31 protein-coding genes and 1 riboswitch are annotated in these 25,285 nt (G+C 64.0%); of the genes, 7 read left to right on the plus strand and 24 right to left on the minus strand.

Features of this window, described 5'->3' with window-relative positions:
* Nucleotides 1–12: 12 nt before the first annotated feature.
* The 20 genes from ACT9T4_RS20250 to ttcA form a co-directional block, all read right to left on the minus strand.
* Entirely contained in the window at nt 13–564 is a 552-nt protein-coding gene (locus tag ACT9T4_RS20250; protein ID WP_499118664.1) for a glutathione peroxidase, read from the minus strand.
* Between the two features lie 28 nt (nt 565–592).
* On the minus strand, nt 593–718 hold the full coding sequence (locus ACT9T4_RS20255; protein ID WP_269432934.1) for a hypothetical protein: 126 nt from the start codon (nt 716–718) through the stop codon (nt 593–595).
* Nucleotides 715–1,917 (minus strand): MFS transporter, encoded by a 1,203-nt coding sequence (locus ACT9T4_RS20260; RefSeq protein ID WP_042555749.1) that lies wholly within the window; start codon nt 1,915–1,917, stop codon nt 715–717. The genes ACT9T4_RS20255 and ACT9T4_RS20260 overlap by 4 nt, the downstream gene beginning before the upstream one ends.
* A 64-nt stretch (nt 1,918–1,981) precedes the next feature.
* A complete protein-coding gene (locus ACT9T4_RS20265) occupies nt 1,982–2,386 on the minus strand; it encodes a MarR family winged helix-turn-helix transcriptional regulator (RefSeq protein WP_499118696.1) in 405 nt (134 codons plus the stop codon).
* A gap of 150 nt (nt 2,387–2,536) precedes the next feature.
* Nucleotides 2,537–3,268, minus strand: a complete 732-nt coding sequence (locus tag ACT9T4_RS20270) for an adenosylcobinamide-GDP ribazoletransferase (protein ID WP_499118667.1) — start codon at nt 3,266–3,268, stop codon at nt 2,537–2,539.
* Nucleotides 3,265–3,831 (minus strand): alpha-ribazole phosphatase family protein, encoded by a 567-nt coding sequence (gene cobC / locus ACT9T4_RS20275; protein ID WP_042555747.1) that lies wholly within the window; start codon nt 3,829–3,831, stop codon nt 3,265–3,267. The genes ACT9T4_RS20270 and cobC overlap by 4 nt, the downstream gene beginning before the upstream one ends.
* Nucleotides 3,828–4,883, minus strand: coding sequence for a nicotinate-nucleotide--dimethylbenzimidazole phosphoribosyltransferase (cobT, locus tag ACT9T4_RS20280; protein WP_499118669.1), 1,056 nt, complete (start codon nt 4,881–4,883; stop codon nt 3,828–3,830). Before cobT ends, cobC begins: the two co-directional genes overlap by 4 nt.
* Nucleotides 4,880–5,401, minus strand: a complete 522-nt coding sequence (gene cobU / locus ACT9T4_RS20285) for a bifunctional adenosylcobinamide kinase/adenosylcobinamide-phosphate guanylyltransferase (protein ID WP_179538505.1) — start codon at nt 5,399–5,401, stop codon at nt 4,880–4,882. Before cobU ends, cobT begins: the two co-directional genes overlap by 4 nt.
* On the minus strand, nt 5,402–6,913 hold the full coding sequence (locus ACT9T4_RS20290; protein WP_179538506.1) for a cobyric acid synthase: 1,512 nt from the start codon (nt 6,911–6,913) through the stop codon (nt 5,402–5,404).
* On the minus strand, nt 6,910–7,902 hold the full coding sequence (gene cobD / locus ACT9T4_RS20295) for a threonine-phosphate decarboxylase CobD (protein ID WP_499118672.1): 993 nt from the start codon (nt 7,900–7,902) through the stop codon (nt 6,910–6,912). The genes ACT9T4_RS20290 and cobD overlap by 4 nt, the downstream gene beginning before the upstream one ends.
* A complete protein-coding gene (gene cbiB / locus ACT9T4_RS20300; RefSeq protein ID WP_499118674.1) occupies nt 7,895–8,803 on the minus strand; it encodes an adenosylcobinamide-phosphate synthase CbiB in 909 nt (302 codons plus the stop codon). Before cbiB ends, cobD begins: the two co-directional genes overlap by 8 nt.
* Nucleotides 8,804–8,815: 12 nt before the next feature.
* Complete coding sequence (bluB, locus tag ACT9T4_RS20305) at nt 8,816–9,481, minus strand: 5,6-dimethylbenzimidazole synthase (protein WP_042555741.1); 666 nt, start codon at nt 9,479–9,481, stop codon at nt 8,816–8,818.
* Nucleotides 9,478–10,806 carry a cobyrinic acid a,c-diamide synthase CobB gene (locus ACT9T4_RS20310; protein ID WP_042555740.1) on the minus strand — a complete coding sequence of 443 codons (1,329 nt, stop codon included), beginning with the start codon at nt 10,804–10,806 and terminating at the stop codon, nt 9,478–9,480. The genes bluB and ACT9T4_RS20310 overlap by 4 nt, the downstream gene beginning before the upstream one ends.
* Nucleotides 10,803–11,429, minus strand: coding sequence for a cob(I)yrinic acid a,c-diamide adenosyltransferase (gene cobO / locus ACT9T4_RS20315; protein WP_042555739.1), 627 nt, complete (start codon nt 11,427–11,429; stop codon nt 10,803–10,805). The genes ACT9T4_RS20310 and cobO overlap by 4 nt, the downstream gene beginning before the upstream one ends.
* Before the next feature lie 146 nt (nt 11,430–11,575).
* Nucleotides 11,576–11,807, minus strand: a riboswitch (cobalamin riboswitch).
* 133 nt (nt 11,808–11,940) lie between these two features.
* On the minus strand, nt 11,941–12,468 hold the full coding sequence (locus tag ACT9T4_RS20320) for a C40 family peptidase (protein ID WP_042555738.1): 528 nt from the start codon (nt 12,466–12,468) through the stop codon (nt 11,941–11,943).
* Between the two features lie 136 nt (nt 12,469–12,604).
* Nucleotides 12,605–13,237 carry a C40 family peptidase gene (locus ACT9T4_RS20325; RefSeq protein WP_042555737.1) on the minus strand — a complete coding sequence of 211 codons (633 nt, stop codon included), beginning with the start codon at nt 13,235–13,237 and terminating at the stop codon, nt 12,605–12,607.
* A gap of 54 nt (nt 13,238–13,291) precedes the next feature.
* Entirely contained in the window at nt 13,292–14,071 is a 780-nt protein-coding gene (locus ACT9T4_RS20330; protein WP_042555736.1) for an NAD-dependent deacylase, read from the minus strand.
* Nucleotides 14,071–14,790, minus strand: a complete 720-nt coding sequence (locus ACT9T4_RS20335) for a DNA-3-methyladenine glycosylase I (protein ID WP_499118677.1) — start codon at nt 14,788–14,790, stop codon at nt 14,071–14,073. Before ACT9T4_RS20335 ends, ACT9T4_RS20330 begins: the two co-directional genes overlap by 1 nt.
* Before the next feature lie 15 nt (nt 14,791–14,805).
* Nucleotides 14,806–15,282 carry a hypothetical protein gene (locus ACT9T4_RS20340; protein ID WP_499118679.1) on the minus strand — a complete coding sequence of 159 codons (477 nt, stop codon included), beginning with the start codon at nt 15,280–15,282 and terminating at the stop codon, nt 14,806–14,808.
* A gap of 11 nt (nt 15,283–15,293) precedes the next feature.
* On the minus strand, nt 15,294–16,118 hold the full coding sequence (gene ttcA / locus ACT9T4_RS20345; RefSeq protein WP_042555733.1) for a tRNA 2-thiocytidine(32) synthetase TtcA: 825 nt from the start codon (nt 16,116–16,118) through the stop codon (nt 15,294–15,296).
* A gap of 145 nt (nt 16,119–16,263) precedes the next feature.
* Between ttcA and ACT9T4_RS20350 the strand changes: the two genes are divergently transcribed.
* The gene (locus tag ACT9T4_RS20350; RefSeq protein ID WP_042555732.1) at nt 16,264–16,842 is read left to right on the plus strand and encodes a DNA-J related domain-containing protein; all 579 of its coding nucleotides are present in this window, start codon (nt 16,264–16,266) and stop codon (nt 16,840–16,842) included.
* A gap of 86 nt (nt 16,843–16,928) precedes the next feature.
* The gene (locus ACT9T4_RS20355; RefSeq protein ID WP_042555731.1) at nt 16,929–17,423 is read left to right on the plus strand and encodes a SprT family zinc-dependent metalloprotease; all 495 of its coding nucleotides are present in this window, start codon (nt 16,929–16,931) and stop codon (nt 17,421–17,423) included.
* A gap of 12 nt (nt 17,424–17,435) precedes the next feature.
* Here ACT9T4_RS20355 and ACT9T4_RS20360 read toward each other — a convergent pair whose 3' ends face one another.
* From ACT9T4_RS20360 to ACT9T4_RS20375, 4 genes are all read right to left on the minus strand, one after another.
* Nucleotides 17,436–18,323, minus strand: coding sequence for a chemotaxis protein CheV (locus ACT9T4_RS20360; RefSeq protein ID WP_042555730.1), 888 nt, complete (start codon nt 18,321–18,323; stop codon nt 17,436–17,438).
* Between the two features lie 84 nt (nt 18,324–18,407).
* Nucleotides 18,408–18,644, minus strand: a complete 237-nt coding sequence (locus ACT9T4_RS20365) for a glutaredoxin family protein (RefSeq protein ID WP_042555729.1) — start codon at nt 18,642–18,644, stop codon at nt 18,408–18,410.
* Nucleotides 18,645–18,696: 52 nt separating this feature from the next.
* On the minus strand, nt 18,697–19,821 hold the full coding sequence (locus tag ACT9T4_RS20370; protein ID WP_052493852.1) for a DUF5610 domain-containing protein: 1,125 nt from the start codon (nt 19,819–19,821) through the stop codon (nt 18,697–18,699).
* Nucleotides 19,822–19,931: 110 nt separating this feature from the next.
* Nucleotides 19,932–21,140 (minus strand): ammonium transporter, encoded by a 1,209-nt coding sequence (locus ACT9T4_RS20375; protein WP_042555728.1) that lies wholly within the window; start codon nt 21,138–21,140, stop codon nt 19,932–19,934.
* A gap of 370 nt (nt 21,141–21,510) precedes the next feature.
* Between ACT9T4_RS20375 and ACT9T4_RS20380 the strand changes: the two genes are divergently transcribed.
* From ACT9T4_RS20380 to ACT9T4_RS20400, 5 genes are all read left to right on the plus strand, one after another.
* Entirely contained in the window at nt 21,511–21,840 is a 330-nt protein-coding gene (locus ACT9T4_RS20380; protein ID WP_042555727.1) for an ElaB/YgaM/YqjD family protein, read from the plus strand.
* 12 nt (nt 21,841–21,852) lie between these two features.
* Nucleotides 21,853–22,239, plus strand: a complete 387-nt coding sequence (locus tag ACT9T4_RS20385) for a phage holin family protein (protein WP_042555726.1) — start codon at nt 21,853–21,855, stop codon at nt 22,237–22,239.
* On the plus strand, nt 22,236–22,577 hold the full coding sequence (locus ACT9T4_RS20390; RefSeq protein WP_499118683.1) for a hypothetical protein: 342 nt from the start codon (nt 22,236–22,238) through the stop codon (nt 22,575–22,577). The genes ACT9T4_RS20385 and ACT9T4_RS20390 overlap by 4 nt, the downstream gene beginning before the upstream one ends.
* Before the next feature lie 83 nt (nt 22,578–22,660).
* Complete coding sequence (locus tag ACT9T4_RS20395) at nt 22,661–23,821, plus strand: EAL domain-containing protein (protein WP_042555724.1); 1,161 nt, start codon at nt 22,661–22,663, stop codon at nt 23,819–23,821.
* A gap of 131 nt (nt 23,822–23,952) precedes the next feature.
* Nucleotides 23,953–25,284 carry a deoxyguanosinetriphosphate triphosphohydrolase gene (locus ACT9T4_RS20400; RefSeq protein WP_499118685.1) on the plus strand — a complete coding sequence of 444 codons (1,332 nt, stop codon included), beginning with the start codon at nt 23,953–23,955 and terminating at the stop codon, nt 25,282–25,284.
* Nucleotide 25,285 lies beyond the last annotated feature (1 nt).

Here is a 25,285-nt window from a genome sequence, read left to right on the forward strand (position 1 = left end):
TGTTGCCTCGACTCAGGGCTGTGAGGCGATCGCCTTCTCCACAGCGGCGATCAGCTCGGGGTCATCGGGCTTGGTCATGCTGGAAAACCGCGCCACCACCTGGCCCTTGCGATCGACCACGTACTTGAAGAAGTTCCAGCGTGGCGCTGCCGTCTGCGCAGCCAGTTCCTTGAACAAGGGAATGGCCTGGTCACCGGTCACCGGCTGGGTTTCACTCATGGTGAAGGTCACGCCGTAATTCACGTAACAGACCTTGGCGGTCTCTTCGGCGTCGTCCGACTCCTGCTTGAACGAATCGGACGGTACGCCGAGAATCTCCAAGCCCTGCCCCCGGTAGCGCTGATTGAGCGCTTCCAGCCCTTCGAACTGCGAGGTGAAACCGCAGAAGCTGGCGGTATTGACCACCACCAGCGGCTTGCCGGCGAACTGCTCACACAGGTCGATCTTGTCCTTGGAGCGCAACTTGGGCAGCTCCCCCTCCAGCAGCGCCGGGCATTCGGCAGCCTGTACGGAGATATTGAACGCCAGCAGAACCAGCGGCAGAGCAAACAGTCGCACGCGCATCAGGTGGTTTCCTTCTCGGTGAATCCGCTCAGCAGAGGCTCATCCCCAGCTGCATGATCGCCAGCCCACCCTGATGCCAGCCCCAGAAGATCAACGCCAGCAGCGACAGCCCTGCGGCGCCGAGAGCGGTTGCGATCCAGGGCCTGAGCGTCATGCATGGGCTCCTTGCAGGCGGGCGACGGGCTGTTCGCGAACCGGCCAGTTGAGCGCTGCGGCCAGTACGCTGAGCAGGATGGAAATCTGCCATACCAGATCATAGCTGCCCGTGTGGTCGTAGAGGTAGCCGCCCAGCCAGCCACCGAGGAAAGAACCCAGTTGGTGGAACAGAAAGACGATGCCGCCGAGCATGGACAGGTTGCGTACCCCGAACAGGGTCGCCACCGTGCCATTGGTCAGCGGTACGGTAGACAGCCACAACAGCCCCATGACGATACCGAACGCATAAGCCGTCCATACGCTCAGTGGCACCGTGATGAACAGAGCGATCACCACGCCACGGGCCAGATACAGCGCACTGAGCAGCCGCGGCTTGGAGCGCCGCCCGCCGAGCCAACCGGCGATATAGGTACCGAATACGTTGAACAGCCCGACCAGAGCCAGCACGGTGGTGCCGACGATGGCCGGCAGGTGCTGATCGACCAGATAGGCCGGCAAGTGGACACCGATGAACACCACCTGAAACCCGCATACGAAAAAGCCCAGCGCCAGCAGCCAGAAGCCGGAATGGCCGCAGGCTTCGCGCAGCGCCTCGCCAAGCGTCTGCTGAGGGCCCTGTGACACCTGCGGGCGATCCTTGACCATGGCTGCCAGCGGTGCGATCAACGCCACCATGATGCCCAGGGCTATCAGTGCCGCCGACCAACCGAGCCAGCCGATCAGACCGAGCGTACCCGGCAGCATGGCGAACTGGCCGAACGACCCCGCCGCCGCCGCGATGCCCATGGCCATGCTGCGTTTCTCCACCGGCACCGCACGGCCGACCACGCCGAGAATCACCGAGAACGACGTGCCCGACAGGCCGATACCGATCAGCAAACCGGCACTCAGCGACAGCGAGAGCGGCGAGTCCGACAGCCCCATGAAGATCAGCCCGGTCGCGTACAACAGACCGCCGACGATGATCGCCCGCTGCGCGCCGAAACGATCCGCCAGGGCACCGGTGAAGGGCTGAGCAATGCCCCAGATGAGGTTCTGCAAGGCGATGGCGAACGCGAACACACCGCGCCCCCAGCCAAAATCATCGCTCATCGGCGACAGGAAAAGACCGAACCCGTGGCGCGTGCCAAGGGACAGGGCGAGGATCAGAGAGGCTCCCAGCATCAGCCAGAAACTCGTGCGCCATACCGAACTCATTGCATGTCCTTCTGTTGTCAGGTCGAAACGCAAGCTGGGAAGAGGCGATCCACGCCCACTCCCCTCAATCCAGGCTGGCGAGCAACTCGTCCAGCGCTTCCATGTGTTGCGGGGGCAATCGTTGCTGCAGTTGCACTTGCGCCGTCTGCCAGGCGCCCAAAGCCTGGGCGAGCAGCTGCTCACCAGACTCGCTCAACGCTACCAGGCGATTGCGCTGGTCCACGCCCCCCTGCAGCATCACCAGGCCACGCCCCTCGAGAACACGCAGGTTGCGCCCCAGGGTACTGCGTTCGAGCCCCATGGCATCGGCCAGATCGGTGATGCTCGGCTGACTGAGGCGCTGCAGATGCCGGAGCAGAGAATACTGGGCGACATTGAGGCCGACACCGCTCAGGGCGTCGTCATAGAGCTTGCTGACGCCACGGCTGGCGCGACGCAAGCGGGTGCAGAGGCATTCGGTAGGCAACATGGAATGCATGTATATACCCGCTTCTCCCGCCAAACAACCCCCCGATGCAACACTTTCCGTGCGCTCTCAGGACAGGAGAACGGGCCACATGCAATGCATGCGCTGGCAAACGCGGGTATCGCCCGCTCTACCCAGCCATGGGCCAGGTGGTCAGCCGGCCACGTGCAAAGCCATCACCAGCAGCACCCCGCACTCGAGCACCTCCAGCAGCGCTCCGGCGGTGTCGCCAGTGGTGCCGCCCAGGCGCTGCTGCATCATGCGCCGCAAGCAGAAGAAAATTGCCACCGCCGCCAGCATCACCCAGATACCACCGGCCAGCAGACAGGTCAGCGACGTCACCACCAGCACCGCGATGGCGGACGACCTTGGCAGGTGCCGAGCCAACACCTCGCCCAGACCTCCCGCGCGGACATAGGGCGTGCAGAGAAACAGGGCCAACAGCGCGCCACGTCCCAGCACCGGGACCAGCAGCAGCGCGAGGTGATCACCCCGCTCGAGCAGAGTCAGCAAGGCGACGAACTTGAGCAGCAGCACCATCACCAGCACCACCACGGCGATCGGCCCGCTGCGCGGGTCCTTCATGATCGCCAGGGTGCGCTCGCGATCACCGAAACCGCCCATCCAGGCATCCGCGCTGTCGGCCAGGCCATCCAGATGCAGCGCACCGCTCAGTGCCACCCACAGGCTCAGCAACAGCGCCGCCTGTAGGGGCACCGCTGCCGCTTCGAGCAGGTGCGCGGCAGCCAGCAGCAGCAGACCGATCACCCCACCAACCAGCGGGTAGCAGAGTAGCGAGCGTCCCGTTTGCTCAGGCGTGGGCATGCCGGCCAGGCGTACCGGCAAGCGCGTGAGAAACTGCAATGCGATCCAGAAAGGTGTCATGGGATTTCCCGCACGCCCAAGCCATCGAATTGCAGGTGCACCCGCTGACCATGGGTCACACTGACCTGCAGCAGTTGCTCTCGGGGCAACCCCCGCGCCCGCGCCAGCAACAGACGCATCACCCCGCCATGGGTGACCACCAGCAACCGCCGCCCCTGATAGCTGTCCTGCAGACGCCGCACTGCATCCAGTACCCGCGCCTCGAAGTCCAGCAGTGGCTCGCCGGCGGGCGGCGTGAAGGCATAGGGATCGGCCCAGAAGCGACCAAGATCGTCGGCGTCGGTCTCCATCAACTGGGCGGCGCTACGTCCTTCCCAGTCACCGAAATGCAGCTCCTGCAAACCAGCCTCGAACTGCAACGGCAGATCGCGGGCGGCGGCCAGTTCCTCGGCGAAGCGCGCGCAGCGCTGCAGCGGCGAGCTGATCAGCGCATCCCAGTGTTCATCGGCGCGCACCGCTGACCGCAATTGTGCCCAGCCGGTCTCGGTCAGCGCGTCGTCCAGGCTGCCACGCAAGCCGCCGCCCTGCTCGGTTTCGCCATGGCGCAGCAGATGCAGGATCACGGCGCGCGATCCGCCACCGCCGCCTCGGCGAAGGTGGCCATTTCATTGTGCAGCGCACAGGCCAGACGCAGCATCGGCACCACCAGTGCAGCCCCACTGCCCTCGCCCAGGCGCAGGCCCAGGCTGACGATCGGCGTGGCCTGCAGGGCGGCGAGCAGACGCTGATGACCGGGCTCGGCGCTCTGATGAGAAAACAGCAGCCAGTCGCGACACGCCGGGTTCAGACGCACCGCCAGCAAGGCGGCGACGCTGCAGATGAAGCCGTCGACCAGCGCCACCAAGCCCTGCTGGGCGCACGCCAGGTAGGCGCCGGTGAGTGCAGCGATCTCGAAACCGCCCAGACGACGCAAGGCTTCCATCGGCTCGCTGGCAGCTGCACGGTGCAGCGCCAGGGCCGTCTCGATCACCTGTGCCTTGTGGACCACGCCGGCAGCGGCGAGCCCGGTACCCGGCCCCACCAGCTCGGCCACCGGACAATCCAGCAGCAGGCAGGCCAGCGCCGTGGCCGCGGTGGTATTGCCGATGCCCATCTCACCGCCAATGAACAGCTCGCGGCCATCCCGTGCAGCACGAACGACGCTGTCGCGGCCGGCCTGCAGGGCGATCAGGGCCTGGGCAGGCGTCATCGCCGCTTCGCGCATGAGGTTGGCGGTGCCAGCGCCGACCTGCAAATGGCGCACGCCTGGCAGTGGTTCGAGCGGCAGCGCGGTGCCCAGATCGGTCACTTCCAGCGATGCGTCCAACTGCCGGGCCAGCACGCTGATCGCCGCGCCGCCAGCGACGAAGTTGCGCAGCATCTGCCCTGTGACAGCCTGCGGGTAGGCCGAGACACCTTCAGCCACGACGCCGTGATCAGCGGCGAAAATGGCGATCCACACCTTGTCGACGCCCGGGCACTCACGGCCCTGCAGCCCGGCCAGGCGAATCGCCAGGCGCTCCAGTTCGCCGAGCGAACCGGCCGGTTTGGTCAACTGCCCCTGCCGCGCCTCGGCCTTGTCACGCGCCACCTGGTCGATAGGCTGGGGGGGATTGAGCCACCAGTCGAGGTTCATAACGGATCTCCCTTGAGAATCATGGGCAGGCCAGCGACCGTGAACACCACGCGCTGGCAGCGTTCGGCGATGGCCTGGTGCAGCAGGCCGGCTTCATCGACATAACGGCGGGTCAACTCGCCCATCGGCACCACGCCAAGCCCGGTTTCGTTGCTGACCAGAATCAGCCGCCCTGACAGATTCGCCAGGCAGGCCAGCAGCGCATCGCGCTCGCGTACCAGGCGTGCGTCATCTTCCAGCAGCAGCAGGTTGGTCAGCCAAAGGGTCAGGCAATCGACCAGCAGGCAGCGCTGTGCCGATGCCTGCTCGCCAAGCACCCGGGCCAGTTCCAGCGGTTCTTCGACCAACCCCCAGTGCGCCGGACGACGATCGCGATGGGAACGGATACGGACGCTCATTTCGCCATCGAGCGCCTGGCTGGTGGCGATGTATGTCACCTCGAGGCCCGACTCCTGGGCCAGGCGCTCGGCCAACCGACTCTTGCCGGAGCGAGCACCACCGAGAATCAACTCCTGCATCTATTCGCTCTCCATTGGGGCCGCCAGGCCGCATAGCGCGCGCAGGGCCGAGCGATCCAGGTGCGCTTCGACCAGATCCGCCAGGCGCTCGATATCGCGCTCGCGCAGGGCGTGGTAATCCACCTCCTGCACCTCCCCCAGGCCAGCCCAGCGCAGCAGCGCCGAACAGGCTTGCGACGACTCGAACAGGCCGTGCAGGTAAGTACCCATGACTTGGCCATCGGCGCTCAGGGCACCGTCCGCACGGCCATCATCGAGGCGAACCGCGGCGCGCTGCAGATCGGCGCCCGAGGTCACCCCGGCATGAATCTCGTAACCGCTGATAGAGGCATCCTCCAGACACAGACGCCCGCGCACATTACGTAGTTGCTTGTGGGGCTCCAGCACCGTGTCGATCTGCAAGAGTCCCAGGCCCTGGCTAGCCCCGGCGGGCCCTTCGAGTCCGTCGGGATCCTCGACGCAACGCCCGAGCATCTGCAGCCCGCCGCAGATGCCGAGCAGCTTGCCGCCATAGCGCAGGTGTCGCTCGATGGCCTCGGCCCAACCCCCGCTGCGCAGAAAGGCAAGGTCGGCGCGTACGCTCTTGGAGCCGGGCAGAATGATCAGGTCGGCGGGCGGGATCGCTTCGCCGGGGCCGACGAAGGTCAGCTCGACCTGAGGGTGCAGGCGCAGCGGGTCGAAATCGGTGTGGTTGCTGATCCGTGGCAGCACCGGAACCACCACCCGGAGCACCTGTTCGGTCTTGCTCACCTGGCGACGGTCGATGGCGTCTTCGGCCTCCAGATGGAAATCCATCAGATAGGGCAGCACGCCAAGCACCGGCTTGCCGGTGCGTTTCTCGAGCCAGTCCAGGCCAGGCTGCAGCAAGGCGATATCGCCGCGAAAGCGATTGATCACGAAGCCCTTGAGCCGTGCCTGTTCACTGGGCGAGAGCAATTCCAGGGTGCCGACCAGATGGGCGAAGACGCCGCCCTTGTCGATATCGGCGACCAGAATCACCGGACAATCGACCGCCTCGGCAAAGCCCATGTTGGCGATGTCGTTGGCGCGCAGGTTGATCTCTGCAGGCGAGCCTGCACCTTCCACCATCACCACCTGATGAATCGCCTGCAGCCGCTGGTGGGACGCCAGCACCGCCTGGCGGGCGACCTGCTTGTAATCGTGATAGGCCACGGCATTCATGTTGCCGACGGCCTGGCCGTGGATGATCACCTGAGCGCCGGTGTCGCTGTTGGGTTTGAGCAGCACCGGGTTCATGTCGGTATGGGGCGCCAGACCGCAGGCCTGGGCTTGCACGGCCTGAGCACGGCCGATCTCGCCGCCGTCGGCGGTTACCGCACTGTTGAGTGCCATATTCTGCGGCTTGAAAGGCGCCACGCTGACGCCCTGGCGACGCAGCCAGCGGCACAGCGCGGTGACCAGGGTGCTCTTGCCGGCATCCGACGTGGTGCCTTGCACCATTAACGTAGCGCCCTGCTGAACAAGAGCGGCGTCTGATTCAGAACGGCTCATCGCGACTCCTCGGCGAATACGCTCAGCGCCCGGTCCAGGCGCTGCCAGCCTTCTTCGTCCGGCGGCAGGCCGAAACGAATGCTTGCCGGCCGTTCGAACAGCCGGGTGAGAATGCCATTGCAGGCCAGAAACTCATGCAGCACGTTCGCCCGTTCGCAGGCTATCCACTGGAACAGCGCGCAGCCGCCAGTGGCCGGCAGGCCGTGCTCGCGCAGCAGGTCGGCCAGGCGCTGACCATCCTTGGCCAGACGCTGCCGTTGCGCCTGCTGGCCAGCGCGGTCCTCGAGCAGGTGGGTACCCAGCCAGCGCGTCGGCCCGCTGAGGGTCCAGGGGCCAAGCCTCTCTTCCAGCTGGCCGAGCAGCCTGGTCTCGGCCAGCACGAACCCCAGGCGAGCACCTGCCATGCCGAAGAACTTGCCGAACGAGCGCAGCACGATCAGCCCGGGCAGGTGACTATGAGCCGCCAGACTCTGTTCCGGGGTGCAATCGATGAAGGCCTCATCGACGATCAGCCACCCCCCTCGCTCGGCCAGGCGCGCATGCCAGGCGAACAGTTGCTGCGGCGAAAATCGCCGACCGGTAGGGTTGTTGGGATTGACCAGCAGCAGCACGTCGAGCCGCTCCAGCGCCCGGTTGACGCTCGCCTCGCAGAGCTCCAGCACCCGATGCCCTTCACGCTGCCAAGCCGCCGCATGCTCGGCATACGCTGGCGATACGATGCCCACCCGCGCCTCGCTTCGCAGCCGTGGCAGGCACTGGATGGCCGCCTGGGAGCCGGCCACTGGCAGCAGGTGGTCGACGCCGTAGTAGGCGCAGGCAGCAGCCTCCAGCCCATCATCCTGCTCGGGCAGACGCACCCAGGCCTGCTCCGGAATCGCCGGTAGGGGTAGCCCATAAGGCGCCACGCCGGTTGACAGGTCCAGCCAGTCGCTCAGGGGAATGCCGTATTGCTGGGCCGCTCGCCGCAAACGTCCGCCATGTTCAAGCAACGCACACCCCCACGATCAGCATGAGCAACAGCCACAACGAGACGCCCCCCCAGACCAGATTCATCGCCCGCTCGATGTCTCGTGCCCGGGGCTGCGGGCCCTCGCCCAGCTCGGGCCGCTGGTGCACTTGGCCATGATAGACGGCAGCACCGCCGAGGCTGACACCCAGCGCACCGGCACCAGCGGCCATCACCGGTCCGGCATTGGGGCTGTCCCACTGCGGCGCCTGGCGCTGCCAGCAGCGCACTGCCGTGGTGGAGCGCCCGAGCAGCGCGTATGTCAGCGCGACCAGGCGCGCCGGCACGTAGTTGAGCAGGTCGTCGATCTTCGCGGCGGCCCAGCCGAAGCGCTCGAAACGTTCGTTGCGGTAGCCCCACATGGCATCCAGGGTATTGCTCAGGCGGTACAGCACCACACCCGGCGCGCCAGCCACGAGAAACCAGAACAGCGCGGCGAATACCGCGTCACTGCCGTTTTCCAGCACCGACTCAGTACCGGCACGGGCCACACCGGTGGCGTCCAGGTCATCGGTGCGGCGGCTGACCATATAGCCGACCCTTTGGCGGGCCAGGGCCAGATCGCCAAGGCGCAGGGCCTGAGCCACCGGCTGGGCATGCTGATCGAGGCTGCGCAAGCCGAGGGCCGCATACAGGGCGATGATCTGCACCAGCCAGCCGATCCAGGGCACCTGCACCAGCAGCACGGTTAGCAGCGTGAGCGGCAATACCGCGAGGCACCAGGCCGTCACGCCGTGGCTACGCCAGCCGCCTCCGGACGGGTTGAAGCGCTGCTCCAGACGATTGGCCAGCTTGCCGAAACCCACCAGCGGGTGCCAACGCCTCGGTTCACCAAGCGCGGCATCCAGCGCCACGCCCACGGCAGCACTGAGGATCAGGCTCATAAACACACTGCGCTATTCATGTGGCTCCCCGTCATGTGATGCCCAGCGATCCTGAAACAGCAATTCACTCAATGGTCGCACTTCGGCCCAGCCCTCCTGGGCCAGCATCGGTACCGGGTAGAACGCCTGCACCGGCCCCAGGCACAGCACCGCCACCGGCTTGCTGCCGGCTGGCATGCCCAGCAGCTCGGCCAGTGCGAGAGGATCGAACAGCGACACCCAGCCCATGCCCAGCCCCTCGGCCCTGGCGGCGAGCCAGAGATTCTGAATGGCGCAGGACAATGACGCCATATCCATTTCTGGCAGGGTGCGCCGGCCGAAGACATGAGCGTCACGGCCGTCCATCAGCGCCGCGACCAGCAACTCGGCGCACTCACGAACGCCCTCGACCTTGAGGCGCATGAACGCGTCGGAGCGTTCGCCCAATGCCTCGGCGGTCAGCCGGCGCTCGGCTTCGACCAACTGATAGATGTCTTCACGCAGTGCTGGTCGAGTGATGCGAATGAAGCGCCAGGGCTGCATCAGACCCACACTGGGCGCCTGGTGCGCAGCTTCGAGCAGCTTGGCGAGCAGTTCAGGCGCCACCTCGCCACCACTGAAATGACGCATATCGCGGCGCTCGGAAATGGCCCGGTAGACAGCGGCACGCTCCTCGGCGCTGAAGGCGTGGTCGCTCATGGCCTGAACAATGCCGCTGCGGCCGCAGGATCGGATGGCAGGTAAAAGTGGATATAGGACGCGGTGAGCCGGCCGAGACGAAACACCGCCTCGCTGACCGGCTTGTCATTGGGGCACTCGCCGCGAGCCAGCGGCTGCAGCTCGGATTCGAGCCGCGAATGATGATAGCTGTGACCGCGCAACAGCCCTTCGGGCAACGTGACCGCCTGCAGCGCGAGGGCGACCAGGCGCTTCTGCATCTGGGCATGGCCAGGCACCAAGCCGGCCAGCTCCGCCCGTTCGCCTGCCGCGTCGCTCAGTGTGTCGAGCAGGTAGAGCATGCCACCGCACTCGGCGAGAATCGGCTTGCCAGCTCGCTGATGGGCGGTGATGGCCTCGATCATCGAACGGTTGGTGGCCAGCGCCTGCAGATGCAGCTCCGGGTAGCCGCCGGGCAGATAAAGGCTGTCCACCTCGGGCAGGCTCTGATCTGCCAGCGGACTGAAGAACGTCAGGGCCGCGCCCATTCGCTCCAGCAGATCGAGATTGGCCTGATAGGTGAACGCGAAGGATGCGTCGCGGGCCACGCCGATGCGCACGCCCTCCAGCAGCGGCAATGGCGCTGCAATCGACGGCGCAGCGAAGGTCACTGGTGGCGGCAGGGTAACCGTTGCGGTCTGTGCCAGAGCATCGGCAGCGGTATCCAGACGCACATCGAGGTCGGCGAGCTCGGCGGCCTGCACCAGGCCCAGGTGGCGGCTCGGCAATTCGATCGCGGCGCTACGCGGCAAAGAGCCGTACCAGCGGATCGAGGCTGGCAGGCTGTCGCGGATCAGATCGTTATGGCGCCCGGGATTGACGCGATTGCCGAGCACACCGGAGAACGGCAGATCCGGCTGATAGCTGGCCAGGCCGACGGCCAGTGCCCCGAAGGTCTGCGCCATGGCGGAGCCATCGATCACCCCCAGCACCGGAACCCCGAAGCGGCGGGCCAGGTCGGCTGCGGATGGCGAGCCGTCGAACAGCCCCATCACACCTTCGATGAGGATCAGGTCCGCCTCGCCAGCGGCTTCCCACAGCAGGCGGCGGCTCTCGGCCTCGCCAACCATCCACAGATCCAGCTGATAAACCGGGTGGCCGCTGGCACGGGAGAGGATCATAGGATCGAGAAAGTCAGGCCCGCACTTGAACACCCGCACCCGCTTGCCCTGCCGGGTGTGCAGGCGTGCCAGGGCCGCAGTGACGGTGGTCTTGCCCTGCCCCGAGGCCGGCGCAGCGATCAACAGTGCCGGACAGTGGCGCGACGCGCGCTCACCCGCATCGGATACAGACGCTGTAACGCTCAAAACTCCACGCCTTTCTGTGCTTTCACGCCGGACTTGAAGGCATGCTTCACGAGCGTCATTTCGGTAACGGTATCCGCGGCCTCTAGCAGCGCCGGTGGCGCGCCACGGCCGGTAGCCACTACGTGCTGCAGCTCGGGGCGCGACTCGATGTCACGCAGCACCACATCCACGTCCAGGTAACCGTGCTTGAGGGCGATGTTCAGCTCGTCCAGTACCACCAGAGCGATCTGCGGGTCGTTCAGCAGTTGCCGGGCGACCTCCCAGGCCTGAACGGCCTTCTCGATGTCCCGCTGACGATCCTGGGTGTCCCAAGTGTAGCCCTCGCCCATCACGTGGTAGCTGACTTCATCGGGAAAGCGGCGGAAAAAGTGCTCCTCACCGGTGGCCATGCCGCCCTTGATGAACTGCACCACGCCGACCTTGAGACCATGCCCCAGCGCGCGGGCGACCATGCCAAAGGCCGAGCTGCTCTTGCCCTTGCCATTGCCGCTGTGCACCAGCAGCAGGCCGTACTCGTCCTGAGCCTGGGCGATCTTTTCGTCCATCAGGGCTTTCTTGCGCGCCATGCGGGCGTTGTGCCGCGCGTCGCGCTCTGCTGATTCTCGGCTTGGGGATGGGGTCATGGGATCTCCTTTGCGCGAGGCCGCGCGGCACACGCCAGTGAAACGGTCGGGCAGGAAACCGGGTTCAGGCCAGACGATGAAGGAATCACACAGGAGCAGGCAGGAGCTGACCGGGTCGGCCGCGCACCGGCCGCGCCCACCGCGCAAACCTGGAAAAGCGACAGGCCGGTCTCCGGGCTTGCGAGCACCGCACTCAGCAGAATGCGGACACCGACGCGACCTTCCCGTATCGACGATACAGTGGCGAGAAGCGTGGTTGGACTCGTTTACCGTTGCGGGGGCAGCGTCGGCCTTGCCTGCCTGTTGAAACAGCGGCGCACCGACTTCCCAGTTTCACCCCCGGCCGAAACCGGGGACACCTGAAGCAAGCCGCGAAGGGTAAGGATTGGCCGCCTCAGCGTCAATCGAAGACTCAGAATCCGCCTCCCTGGCAGGCGAGCCAGACCCACGCAGGGTCCCAGGGCGGTCTCAAAGGAGCATGGCCGAGCTGCAGCGGACGCTGGCCTGGCGCTCAGGGATGGCTGGCCAGCTCGACCGGAAACACCCGCTTCGCTTCGATATAGGTGCGCTGCCAATAGCTGTTGCCGAGACTGTCCAGACGCACGGTGCCGCCCGAAGAAGGTGCATGCACGAAGCGCCCTTCGCCGACGTAGATACCGGCATGACTGACCTGCCGGCCACCGTTGGTGGCGAAGAACACCAGATCGCCACTGCGCAGGGCGTCGCGGCCAACCACTGGGGCGCGCATGCTGATCAGCTCCCGGGTGGAGCGAGGCAACTGGATGCCTGCGGCATCACGGTACACATAGCCGATCAGCCCACTGCAGTCGAAACCACTGGCCGGTGTGTTGCCGCCGTAGCGGTATGGCGTACCGACGAGCCCCAGGGCACGGAACAGCACGTCGTCGGCGCCGCCCTGATAATTGCCAGGAGCGGGCGCGATCACCACAGGCTGCGGAGCGGGTACGGGGGCGCGACTGGAACATGCACTGAGCAGTGCAGCGAGCAGCAGGAAGGCGATGCGGATGGTGGCAGTCATGGACGGACGATCCTGGAGCCTGAATGCGCCCTACTCTGCCCCGTTCACAACTGCAGTGCAAGCTTTAGCTTTATGCTGCAGTCGCTTGAAAACTATCAAGATGTTGCCCGATCCGGACAGATCGGGCATTCAGGCCTCAGTGCTGGGACGCCAGGTGCTCGGTCGGCGCCAGAGCCAGGACGCGCTTGGCCTCGATGAACGTGCGCTTCCAGTAGCGATCGTCCAGGCTGTCGATACGCACCCCACCGCTGCGGCTGCTGGAGGAATGGATGAACTGATCATCGCCCAGATAGATGCCGGCATGGCTGACACGACCGCGACCGTTGGTGCTGAAGAACACCAAATCACCCGGCTCCAGGGCCTTGCGCTCGACCAGCGGAGCGTCGATGTTGATCATTTCACGCGTCGAACGCGGCAGTTCCATGCCCAGCTCTTCACGGAACAGATAGCCGATGAAACCACTGCAGTCGAAACCGGTTTTCACCGAATTGCCACCGAAACGGTAACGGGTGCCGATCAGCGAGAGGCCTTTTTCGAGGACGCTGTCCGCCAGTTGTGGCAGCTCGTAAGGTGCGTGGTCGGCGAAGTCGGCAACCGCATCGTCTTCGACGACATCGTTGCGATCCAGAACAGGCGCTGCAACCACTGGCCTGGCAGGCAGAGAAGCCTGGGCCGGGGCATCGATCTGGGATTGTGGAGCATGGTTAGCGCAGGCGGCGAGAACCATCGTAAGTGCGAGAGGCACGAGGGGTGCGAAGCGTTTGCGCATGGGCACGACCGTGGCGTGAAAAATGAACAGCCGCGACTATGCCCACTAACGGGATCATTTGCAAATATTATGAGTAACGATGTGACTCAGTAGTTCCGGAAAAACATCTAAGGCCCTTTCTTCCAGCCTGAAGTCAACCAGATCGCTGACCTCGCTCTGCGACAAATTGACCTCCACCGTCACCCCGCCCGCCTGTCGTGTGCGCAGCAGCGGCTCGACTATATAAGGAAAGCTGGCACTGGTGCCGACGCTGATCACCAGATCGAAACCCTTCTCCAACTGCGCATAAAGGCGACCGACGGCGTCTTCCGGCAACATCTCGCCGAACAGCGTCACCGGCGGACGCAGTACGCCACCGCAATTGCCGCACAGCGGGGGCAACGGCTGCAGCAGATGCTCGGCGAGCCGCTCATCCACGCCAGCGCATTGCTGGCAGTGCAGGGGCGCCAACTCACCATGAATTTCGATCAACCGCTGCGCCGGGCTGCCTGCCAGACGATGGTAACCGTCGATATTCTGGGTGAGTACCCAGCACTCGGGCTTCAAGGCCTGCAAGTCGGCAATCGCCTTGTGACCCGCATTCGGCTGGGCGGCCAGGCAGGCGGTGCCGAGCTGTGCCAGGTACTTCCAGCACAGCGCCGGGTCGCGACGCAGCATCTCGCCTGACAGCGCCACTTCGATCGGCACGCCCTCTTCGGTATGGCCGTTGTACAGACCACCGAGGCCACGATAGGTAGGCAACCCGGAGTCGGCAGACAAGCCCGCTCCGGTAATGATCAGGATCCGCTGTGCATCGGCGATAGCGGAGGCGATTCGCGGCAGAAGCGGATGCATCAGTGATTGACCGTATGGGCCAGCATCACCGACAGCTGGCACATGGGCCGGCCACTTTCCGCATGCCATTGGTTGAAGGCAGCTTGAACCGCCGCGCGGTCGCGCTGACTGCTCGGCACCTTGTCGACAATCTTCTGGGCCTTGAGCGCGGCGACCATGTCATCGGACGGAATGAAGGTGTCTTTGCCAACCATGCGCAGAAAGCGCGGCGCAGAAAGGCCGCCGAGCTGAGTACCCTGCTTGGCCAGCCAGTGCCAGAGCCCGACGATATCGGTCACGGGCCAATCGGCGATCAGCGCACCGAAGGCGAAGCCGGGTCGCGGGGTGGTGGCTTTCACGGCGGCAGCCGGCCCGCTCAGCGCACCACGCTCCACGTCGAGAATGAACTGCGCGTTGCGCGGCACGCTCTTGAGCTTGCCCAGGTGACGGATCAGGCGAGTGTCCTGCATCAGACGCTCGAGGCGTTCGCCGCCCATCAGCACGACCTTTTCCGGATCGAAACCGAAGAAAACCTCCTCGAAGGCCGGCCACTTGGCGTCCACCAGGCTGTGCTTGAGACCCGCCCGGAAGATGCGCAGGCTCATGATCGACAGATAGCGATCATCACCCAGGGCCCGCAGCTTCTTGTCAGAAGCCGGTTGTGGCAAGCGCGCCTCGAGAGCTGCCAGCGAGCCGAAGCGGTTCACGCAATATTCATGCATCCATCGATAATCGTGCATCGTTTGCCTTGGGATCTACTGGAGTTTGAACGGTGCAGCGAAGCGACCCTCGCTCACCTCGATGAAACCTTCGCCGCCGAGGCGCTTGAGGCGACCGTCGAAGCTGCCACGCACGCCCCAATCGTCGATGCTGTCGATCCTGAGATTGAATGCGGCGCCATCCCCATCACTGAGCGCCGACCAGATTTCCGTGCCGCCCTCATGCTGTATGGCATAACGACTGACCAGCCTGGAGCCTGACAGGCTGTATGTACCTGGCGTGATCTCACCGCCCAGCGCCCACAACTCGAAATCGTAACTGTCGCTCAAGGCCCCATCGTCGAGACGACCGCCAATGACCAGATGTTCGCGGCTCTCGGCCAACTGGGCCACCAGCCGCGAATCGAAATGCATGGCCTTGCCACCCAGCTCGAGCGTCAGCTGACCCTGCTCGTCACTGCCGCCACAGCCACCCAGCAACAGACAGAACATCACCAGCATGGCCTTGTACATGACTCGCCCCCTTACAGATTCATCACGTTCAGGAAGCGTGGCGTGGCCTGGTCATCGATCTTCAGGCTGGCGAAGTCGAACAGGTTGCGGTCGGCAAGCTGCGATGGCACCACGTTCTGCAGGGCGCGGAACATGATTTCCGTGCGGCCTGGCGATTTGCGCTCCCAATCCTGAAGCATGTCCTTGACCACCTGACGCTGCAGGTTTTCCTGGGAGCCGCAGAGGTTGCACGGGATGATGGGGAATTCCTTGAGCGTGCTGTAGGCCTCGATATCGGCCTCGTTGCAATAGGCCAGCGGGCGAATCACCACGTTGCGCCCGTCGTCGGCACGCAGCTTGGGTGGCATGGCCTTGAGGGTGCCGCCATAGAACATGTTGAGAAAGAAGGTCTCGAGGATGTCGTCACGGTGGTGACCGAGGGCCATCTTGGTCGCGCCGATCTCGTCGGCGAAGGTGTACAGGGTGCCGCGACGCAGGCGCGAACACAGCGAGCAGGTGGTCTTGCCTTCCGGGATCTTCTCCTTGACCACCGAATAGGTGTCCTTTTCGACGATGTGGTACGGCACACCGATGGATTCCAGGTAAGCCGGCAGCACGTGTTCGGGGAAGCCTGGCTGCTTCTGGTCCATGTTCACCGCGACGATCTCGAAGTGAATGGGCGCGACCTTCTGCAGGTAAAGCAGGATGTCGAGCATGGTGTAGCTGTCCTTGCCACCGGACAGGCAGACCATCACCTTGTCGCCCTCCTCGATCATGTTGAAGTCGGCAATGGCTTCGCCAGCCTGACGACGCAGGCGTTTTTGCAGCTTGTTCTGATTGACCGAGAGGGTGCCCATGGCGCGCGTAAATCCGGTAGAAGTACTGAGGCCGCGCATTTTACCCGGAAACCGAAGCGTACCCCAGCCACAAAACGACCAACCATCGCCGATTCGCCTGATGGCTGATCGTGCAAGGCGGCAATCCTTCGTCTAAGGTGAGCCGATGAACGAAGAAACCTGCCCCAACACACGCCTTTTCGAATTGCTCCAGGCCGCGCCCGAAGGCCTATCGGAGTATGAACTGCTGCTGCGCCTGAGCCGCTGGCAAGGCGCCGAAGAGCGCCTGCCCACGGATACTCTGGAGCTGTTTCGCACCCATTTTCTGCTGTTCCACACGCTTTATCGGCTGCGCGACCAGCTGCATGCCGAGCAACTTGCCGTGCTGCAGATCAGCCCGCTGTGCATTCGCCTGCTGCCCTACCAGGCAGGCGAAAGCGCATTGAGCGAAAAGGACCCGCTACGCGAGTACTATCTCGACCTGAGCCATTTGCGCGATACGGACGCCGACGATGTGCAGAAACTGCTTGGCGCGTTCTGGGTACGTCTGCAGGGCGGGGACGAAAAACAATCCGCCCTCGCCGTTTTCGAGCTGGAGGCACACAACGGCAATCTCGACTTGACGATCATCAGGCAGCGCTACCGACAACTGGTCAGCATCCATCACCCCGACCGTGGTGGCAGCACACAACAGTTGCAGAGCATCAATCAGGCCATGGAAACGCTGCAGCGTTACTACCGCTGAAGGCAGTTGCCGTTCAGCCTGCAAACGCTGCGTGGCAGGATGATCTGCGGCATAATCGGTTGCAGTCACCTGCCTCCGATGCCCACATGCCAGACCAGATCCACGCCCGCGTCGAAGCCTGCTATCAGCAGGCGGAACACTTCTTCAAACAGCCCTTCAAGCGCCCCGAGGTGAGTTTCAAACTGCGCGGCCAAAAGGCCGGTGTGGCTCATCTCACGGAAAACAAGCTGCGCTTCAATCCCCAGCTGTACCGTGAGAATCAGGAAGATTTTCTGCGCCAGACGGTTCCCCACGAAGTGGCGCACCTGGTCGCTCATCAACTCTTTGGTCTGAGCATCCAGCCCCATGGCGAGGAATGGCAACTGATCATGCGCGGGGTCTACGAGCTGCCGCCGCACCGCTGCCACAGTTACGACGTGAAACGCCGCCAGGTCAGCCGCTTCATCTATCGCTGCCAATGCCCGCAGGGCGAGTTTCCGTTCTCGGCACAGCGCCATGCCCTGGTCGCCAAGGGCCGTCGCTACTACTGCCGACGCTGCAAGATCACCCTGCAGTTCACCGGCGAACAACGAATCGAATAGACGCGCCGCGCCTCAGTCGTCGAGGCGCTGAAACGCGCGCAGCAGCGCCTTGCTCAGATCGACGCTGGAGAACTTGGTGAGTACGTCGTTGGCCCCCACCGCACGCGCCTTCTCGGTGTTCATGGTGCTGTCCAGAGAGGTGTGCAGCAGCACGTAGGTCTCGCCGAGAACGGGGTCCTTGCGAATCTGCTGAACCAGGGTATAGCCGTCCATCTCCGGCATTTCGATGTCCGAAACCAGCACCTCGATGGGCTGCCCCTCCTGCTGCGCCCCATGCAGCAGCTCCAGCGCGGCGGCGGCGCTGCGCACGGCCTGGCAATCGAGGTCGAGCTTGCGCAGGGTGATCAGGGTCTGCTGCAGCGCCACCTGGGAATCGTCGACGACCAGTACGCGACGCCCCTGCAAAAGTTGCCGCTCGCTCGAGCTGAGCAATTCATCGACCACCTCTTCGGCCGGAGCCGGGGCGATTTCATGCAACACCTTTTCGATATCGAGAATCTGCACGATGGTGCCGTCGATCTGCGTCACCCCGGTGATGAACGCACGCACGCCTGCACCGGCCGGTGGCGGCCGCACATCGCGGGTCGAGCATTGCACGATACGCTCCACGCTGTGCACGTGCAGGCCCTGACGCGAGCGACTCAGTTCGGTGACGATCAGACAGCCATCCTGACTGTCACCACCGCCCCGCTCGCCGATTGCCCGGGCCAGGTCGATGACCGTCAGCGCCGAACCGCGCAGGGTCGCCACGCCGCGCACGTGAGGGTGTCGACTGGGCATCTTGGTCAGCGGCGGGCAGGGAATGATCTCGTTGACCTTGAGCAGATTGATGCCCAGCAAACGGCCACTGTGCAAACGGAACAGCAGCAGCGATAGCGCATCGCCCAGCACCATACTCATGGAAGTCACTCCCCTTCAAACCTGAAAAAAGCAAAACCTGGCCCGACTTCAGATGCGTCAGGCTCGTTGTGTGCAGACGGCGAATCAGCCGAGAAAAGCGGCGACTTGCGGGGCATCGAATGGCCAGGGCAACTCGGCGCCCGTATCGGTGCGTTTCAGCACGGGTATCAGCGGTGCATAGCGTTCCAGGCAGTCGTCATGCTCGGCGATATCGACCAACTCGACCAGCAGGCCGTGCTCGACGAAGGGCATCAGCACCGCTTCGGCGTATTCGCACAGGTGACAGCCGAGGGTTCCCAGCAACTGGCACTCAGGGAGCATGGGTCAGCCTCCACGGTGAGAAAGGTGGCAGTCTACCACCCCGCCCCGGCAATCAGGCGCTCGCGGCTCCGTCGTCCGCTTTCGGCGCAAGGGTCGAGCCCAGCAGCCCCTGCAGACCGTCCAACAAGCGACCGTTGAGTTGCTCTGCCTTGTCCAGCCGTGCGCTATCAAAACGCTCATCCAGCGAGAACCCGCCCTTGAGCAGGTCCTGCAACAGGCCTTTGCCATCGCTCACCCAATCATTGGCATTACGCAACGCGTCGAGCAGGCCTTGCGCATAGTCGTTGAGCGCGCCATTCACCGCGCTGGCAGGCTGCCCGCCCTGACTGGCCACCGAGCCGTAGGTGTCGGTGGCCTGACGCACACTGGTCTGGGTCAGTTTCAGCGACATGGAGGCCAGCTGCGAGCCGTCCATTTCCAGCGACATCGCTCGATCGAAGGCACCGGCCACATCACCGGAATAGAAGGAGTTGGAAAGATCCTGGACCTGGGTGAACAGCTTTTCCAGGGCGGCCTTTTCCTGATCGTCCAGATCACCCTCGACCTGCACCTGCCAACCGCCGATCTGCAGGCTGCCGGACTCACTGCCGGAGCCCTCGGTACGTGACCAGGCGGCGGACGCCTGCGCGATCGATACGCGCAGGCGGTCACCGTCGCGGGTGGTGATATCCAGCTCGAAACTTTCCGCCACGGCCGCGAAACGGTCGCTCGAAGTCGGCACGACACCCGTGTTGCCGCCCGTCGCCGGCGCTGCGCCGTACTGCTTGTCGAGGCCGGCGAAACCCTGTTGGATACGCTGGAAGGTATCATCTATATCGGTGGCGACCTTGTCCTTGAGCAGGCCCATGCCGTCGAGAATCTTGCGAGCCTCGTCGAACCCCTTCTCAACGCCGGAGCGCGCCTGATCCAGCAGCTTCTGCAGCTTTTCCGGATTGGCCCCCGAAGCCGCTTCGCTCTTCAGCCGCTGTTCGATGAAACCGAGCACGCGATCCGCCACCTTCTCCGGGGAGAAATCATCCTGCTTGGCCGTCAGCGAGCCGGCAGGCAGGCCGAGACGCTCGGCGAGCCGGTTGGACAGCGCGACCTGGGCGTCGGCCGCATTGCGGATGGTGGTCTGGCCGCCGATCTGAGGCGAACGGCCTGTCGTTGGTGTCGACAGCGGAAGGGAAACAGTCATGGCAAGTCACCGAAACGGAGCATGTCCAAGGTTGACGGCAGCTTCCGGCAAAAGTTTAGGGCGAGCAGACGCCGAATCGACCAGAGGACCTGATCGACCCGGCAACCGCCTCAATCCTGGCTGACCGCACCGATTTTGTGTATCGACAGGTCCGCGCCGTAATACTCCTGCTCCTGGCTCAGACGAATGCCTACGGCCCCTTTAAGCACGCCATACACCAGAAAACCGCCGACCAGCGCCACCCCTACCCCGAGTGCGCTGCCGAGCAACTGGCTGACCAGGCTGACACCACCCAGGCCGCCCCAGGCCTGCTGACCGAAAATGCCGCAGGCGATACCGCCCCAGACACCGCACAGACCGTGCAGCGGCCAGACGCCGAGCACGTCGTCGATCTTCCATTTCACCTGGGTCGCGGTGAACGCCCAGACGAACAGCGCACCGGCAATGGCGCCAGTGACCAGTGCGCCGACCGGATGCATCAGGTCGGAGCCTGCGCAAATGGCCACCAGCCCGGCGAGCGGGCCGTTATGCAGGAAGCCCGGATCGTTGCGACCGACGATCAGCGCCGCCAGGGTGCCGCCGACCATGGCCATCAGGGTATTCACCGCGACCAGCCCACTGATGCTGCCCAGGGTCTGGGCACTCATCACGTTGAAACCGAACCAGCCGATGATCAGGATCCACGAACCCAGCGCTAGGAACGGAATGCTCGACGGCGCCATGGCGACCAGACGGCCATCGCGGTAACGGCCATCCCGGCGACCGAGCAGCAGCACCGCGGTGAATGCCAGCCAGCCACCGACGCCATGCACCACCACCGAACCGGCGAAGTCGTGGAATGGCGCGCCGAATTGCGCCTGCAGCCAGCTCTGCAGGCCGAAGTTGCCGTTCCAGATCATGCCTTCGAAGAACGGATAGACGAAGGCGACGATCAGTGCCGTGGCGCAGAGCTGCGGGCCGAACCGTGCGCGCTCGGCGATACCACCGGAAATGATCGCCGGAATCGCCGCAGCGAAGGTCAGTAGAAAGAAGAACTTCACCAAGGCGTAACCATTGCCTTCCACCAGCACGCTGGCGGGGTGCAGAAAGGTCACGCCATAGGCGATCCAGTAACCGACGAAGAAGTAGGCCATGGCGGAGATCGCGAAGTCGGAGAGGATCTTCGACAAGGCGTTGACCTGATTCTTCTGCCTTACCGTGCCCACTTCCAGAAAGGCGAAGCCGGCGTGCATGGCCAGCACCATGATCGCGCCGATCAGGATGAACAATGTATTGGAGCCGTGAATCAGCGTTTGCACGGCACTGTTGAGGTTTTCCATCGAGGCAGACGCTCCGCAAAGAAATGCACCAGAAAAGGACATCCAACCATCAGAAGGCACCACCAGGAGGCATATTTGATCGCCCCGCACGGGTTCCTGCTGAAAGCGAGCGCCATCCTGGTGCTCAACGATGCACTCGACTCAATGCTTATTCATTAATTATCAATTAGTTAAGAACGCACCAGATAATTGCTTCCCTAGCAGTACAGGCACCATAAACATGCATTTCAGGCACGAACGCACCACGCCAATGCAATGCTTATGCCTTTCAGGCCCGCTCTATTCCCGGCGATTCGCAGATAGACTGAACCTGGCCAATGGCAGCCACTCGAACCCCTTACACCGCATCACACCTACAGGAGAACGATCCATGGCCCGCCCACTTCCTTCACGCCCTGCTGCACCTGCCAATAAAGAAGAGCTGCTCGAAGAGTTTCAGGCTCTGGTGCGCGACACCGAAGTTCTGCTGCAACACTCGGCCAGCCTGGTCGGCGATCAGGCCGAAGAGCTGCGCGCTCAGATCCGTGACAGCCTCGGCCGTGCGCGCTCGACGCTGAAGAACACCGAAGAGAACGTCGTGCTGCGCGGCAAGGCTGCGGTCGGCGCGACCGAAGACTATGTGCAGACCCACCCATGGCAGACCATCGGTATCGCCGCTGGCATTGGTATACTGATCGGCATGCTCATTAGCCGACGTTGATCAGGACAGCACATGGATGACAGCCAGACAGCAGCACCTCCCAGCCGCGGCCCATCGCCGCGGCGTCTGGCCGGTGCCCTGCTCGGGCTGATCCACGGCCATGTGGCACTGTTCAGCGAAGAGTTCAAGGAGCAGCAGGCGCGTACCGTCACCCTGCTGATCCTGACCGGCCTGTGCATCTTGTTCGGGCTGCTGCTGATCGTCGGCCTGTCTGCCGCGCTGCTGATCGCGTTTTGGGAAAGCCATCGCATTCTGGTGATTTCCCTGCTCTGCCTCTTCTACACCCTGGGTCTGCTTGCCTGTGCAGCGAGCCTCGTCCAGCGCATGCGCAACGCCCCCGCTCCATTCAGCGCCAGCCTCGAAGAGCTGGCCCGCGACCGGGAGCAACTGCTGCCATGACCCGTCCACGCGACAAAGCCTCCACCCAGGAACTGCGCAAAACCATGCTGCGCCTGCGCCTGGAAATGCATCGCCAGGAAATTCGCCACGAAACCATGGTCATCCTGCAGCCCCTGCAGAAAGCCAGGGACTTCGGTAACCACTGGCGCCAGGAACTCAAGGGCAGCAATGCACCAATCTGGATCACAGGCGGCGCCTTCGCATTGACCCTGCTCGGCATGCGCGGAGGTCAATGGCGGCGCTGGCTGCGCATGGCCCTGGAGGCGTTCCCCAACCTGAGAAAACGCCCTGCGGGGCCTGAAGGCAAAAAGCCAGCAAAAGAGCCCGATCAGGTCTGATGCTGGCCACATTCTTGCTAGTGTCATGGGTATGAGCCGGATATTTCTCGGCATTACCTTTCCCTTCGCTAAGGATGTGCTCGGTGCTCGACGGTCAACCGCTCGCCGTCTTCCAACCCTTCATCGATACGGCTACCGGCCAGATTGCCGGTGTCGAAGCGCTGGCCCGGCTGCGTGACGCAGAAGGTCGTCTGCACTCGGCAGGGCCGCTGTTCGCCGATCCCAAGACACCGCCAACCGCCCTGCGCCGCCTCGACCGGCAGGTGCGCGAACAGGCGTTGATGCGTTTTCATGACGCCCCGTCGCAATGGTTCCTGAGCCTGAACATATCGCCACGCTGGATCAGCCGCCTGCGGCCCGATCAGGCGCTACCGAGCCTGCGGCAACTCGAACGCAGCGGCATCGATCCCAGGCGCGTGGTGTTCGAGATCACCGAGCTGGGCGGCGCGAGCCAGCGCCTGCCTGGGGTGGTGGCCCGCTATCGGGAAGCCGGAGCGCGTATCGCCATCGACGATTTCGGAGCCGGCTACTCGCAGCTAGACCGGGTACTGGCCTTGCGGCCCGATATCCTCAAGCTGGACATGCGCCTGTTCCAGGAAGCGGCCCGCGGCGGTCCCAGTGGCGAGGTGGTCAAGGCACTGGCGATGATGGCCGAGAAAACCGGTTGTTGGATCATCGCCGAAGGCGTGGAGACCAACGCCGAGCTGGACTTCGCTCTGGAATGCGGGGCTCGCTATGTCCAGGGCTATCTGTTCGCACGACCCGAACCGGGATTCTTCGAGAACGATGCGTTCGTCGAGCGTTTCGCCTTGCTGCGCGACGGCTACGTTCAACAGAAGCTGGCCGAACGCGCGCGCCTGATGAGCCTGCGCCGGCAACTCGCCGAGCTGTTCGCCGCCCTCAAGGACAATCTGGAAAGCGATTCGCCAACGACGCTCGCCGCGCCGCTCGCCTACCCCTGGCTGCTACGCCTGTACCAGTGTGACCGGCATGGCACCCAGACGACCCCCAACCTGGAATGGCGCGACGGCGCCTGGCAGGCCGATGACCGATACATCGGCCACAACTGGTCGTGGCGGCCGTATTTCTACCAGTTGCTCGCCGAGGGCTGGGAAGAACGCAGGCTGATTCTGTCCAGCACCTATCGCGATGCGACCAGCAACCAGTACTGCCTCACGGCCGGGCAGTTCATCGACAACGGCAACCGTCTGTTGCTGGTCGATATCGATGCCCATGGACTTTAGTGGATGCGGCCTTGCAGTTGCTCCAGCGAACAGGGAAGCTAACGGACAATTCGCGTGCGCGCAGCCTTCGGCAAAGCGCATGCACCTGACCGACGAAGGCCGCGCCGTCGTCTCCGGCAAAGGAAGCACGCTTGGACTGGCAAACCCTGCTTACCCGTGAACGACTCGGCAAACCGTCGCCCAGCGCCGACGAACTGGGCCGCAGCCCCTTCCACAAGGACCATGACCGGATCATCTTCTCCGGTGCCTTTCGGCGTCTGGGCCGCAAGACCCAGGTGCACCCGGTGTCCAGCAACGACCACATCCACACGCGTCTGACCCACTCGCTGGAGGTCAGCTGCGTCGGCCGCTCCCTGGGCATGCGCGTCGGCGAGATACTGCGCAGCGAACTGCCCTCCTGGTGCGAGCCGAGCGACCTGGGCATGGTGGTGCAGTCGTCCTGCCTGGCTCACGACATTGGCAACCCGCCGTTCGGTCATTCCGGCGAAGACGCCATTCGCCACTGGTTCCAACAGGCGGCCGGACGGGGCTGGCTGGACGCCATGAGCGATGCCGAACGCGGCGACTTCCTCAGTTTCGAGGGTAACGCCCAGGGCTTTCGGGTGCTCACTCAACTGGAGTACCACCAGTTCGACGGCGGCACACGGCTGACCTACGCGACCCTCGGCGCTTACCTCAAGTACCCCTGGACGTCCCGCCATGCGGAAGCCCTGGGTTACAAGAAGCACAAGTTCGGCTGCTACCAGAGCGAGCTGCCATTGCTCGAACAGATCGCCAGCAAGCTCGGCCTGCCGCAACTCGAGGAACAGCGCTGGGCGCGTCATCCCCTGGTCTACTTGATGGAGGCGGCAGACGACATCTGCTACGGCCTGATCGACCTCGAAGACGGCCTGGAAATGGAGCTGCTCGACTACGCCGAAGTGGAGTCGCTGCTGCTCGATCTGGTCGGCGATGATCTGCCGGAAACCTATCGCCAGCTGGGGCCCCACGACTCACGCCGCCGCAAGCTGGCGATCCTGCGCGGCAAGGCCATCGAGCACCTCACCAACTCGGCGGCCCACGCCTTCGTCGAACAGCAGTCGGCACTGCTGGCCGGCACTCTGGAAGGCGATCTGGTCGAGCACATGCACGGCCCGGCCAAGGATTGCGTGCAAGCTGCCAAGGCGATGGCCCGGGAGAAGATCTTTCAGGACAAACGCAAGACGCTCCACGAGATCGGCGCCTACACCACCCTGGAAATTCTCCTCAACGCCTTCTGCGGCGCGGCGCTGGAACAACATGGCGGGCGCACGCCGTCGTTCAAGAACCGGCGCATCCTCGACCTGCTTGGCCACAACGCACCGGATCCGCACTGGCCTCTGTACCGCTCCTTCCTGCGGATGATCGACTTCATTGCCGGCATGACCGATAGCTACGCCACCGAAATGGCGCGCGAAATGACCGGTCGCTCGAGCCCGGTCTGAG

This window comes from Pseudomonas sp. SZ40 (assembly GCF_052958135.1).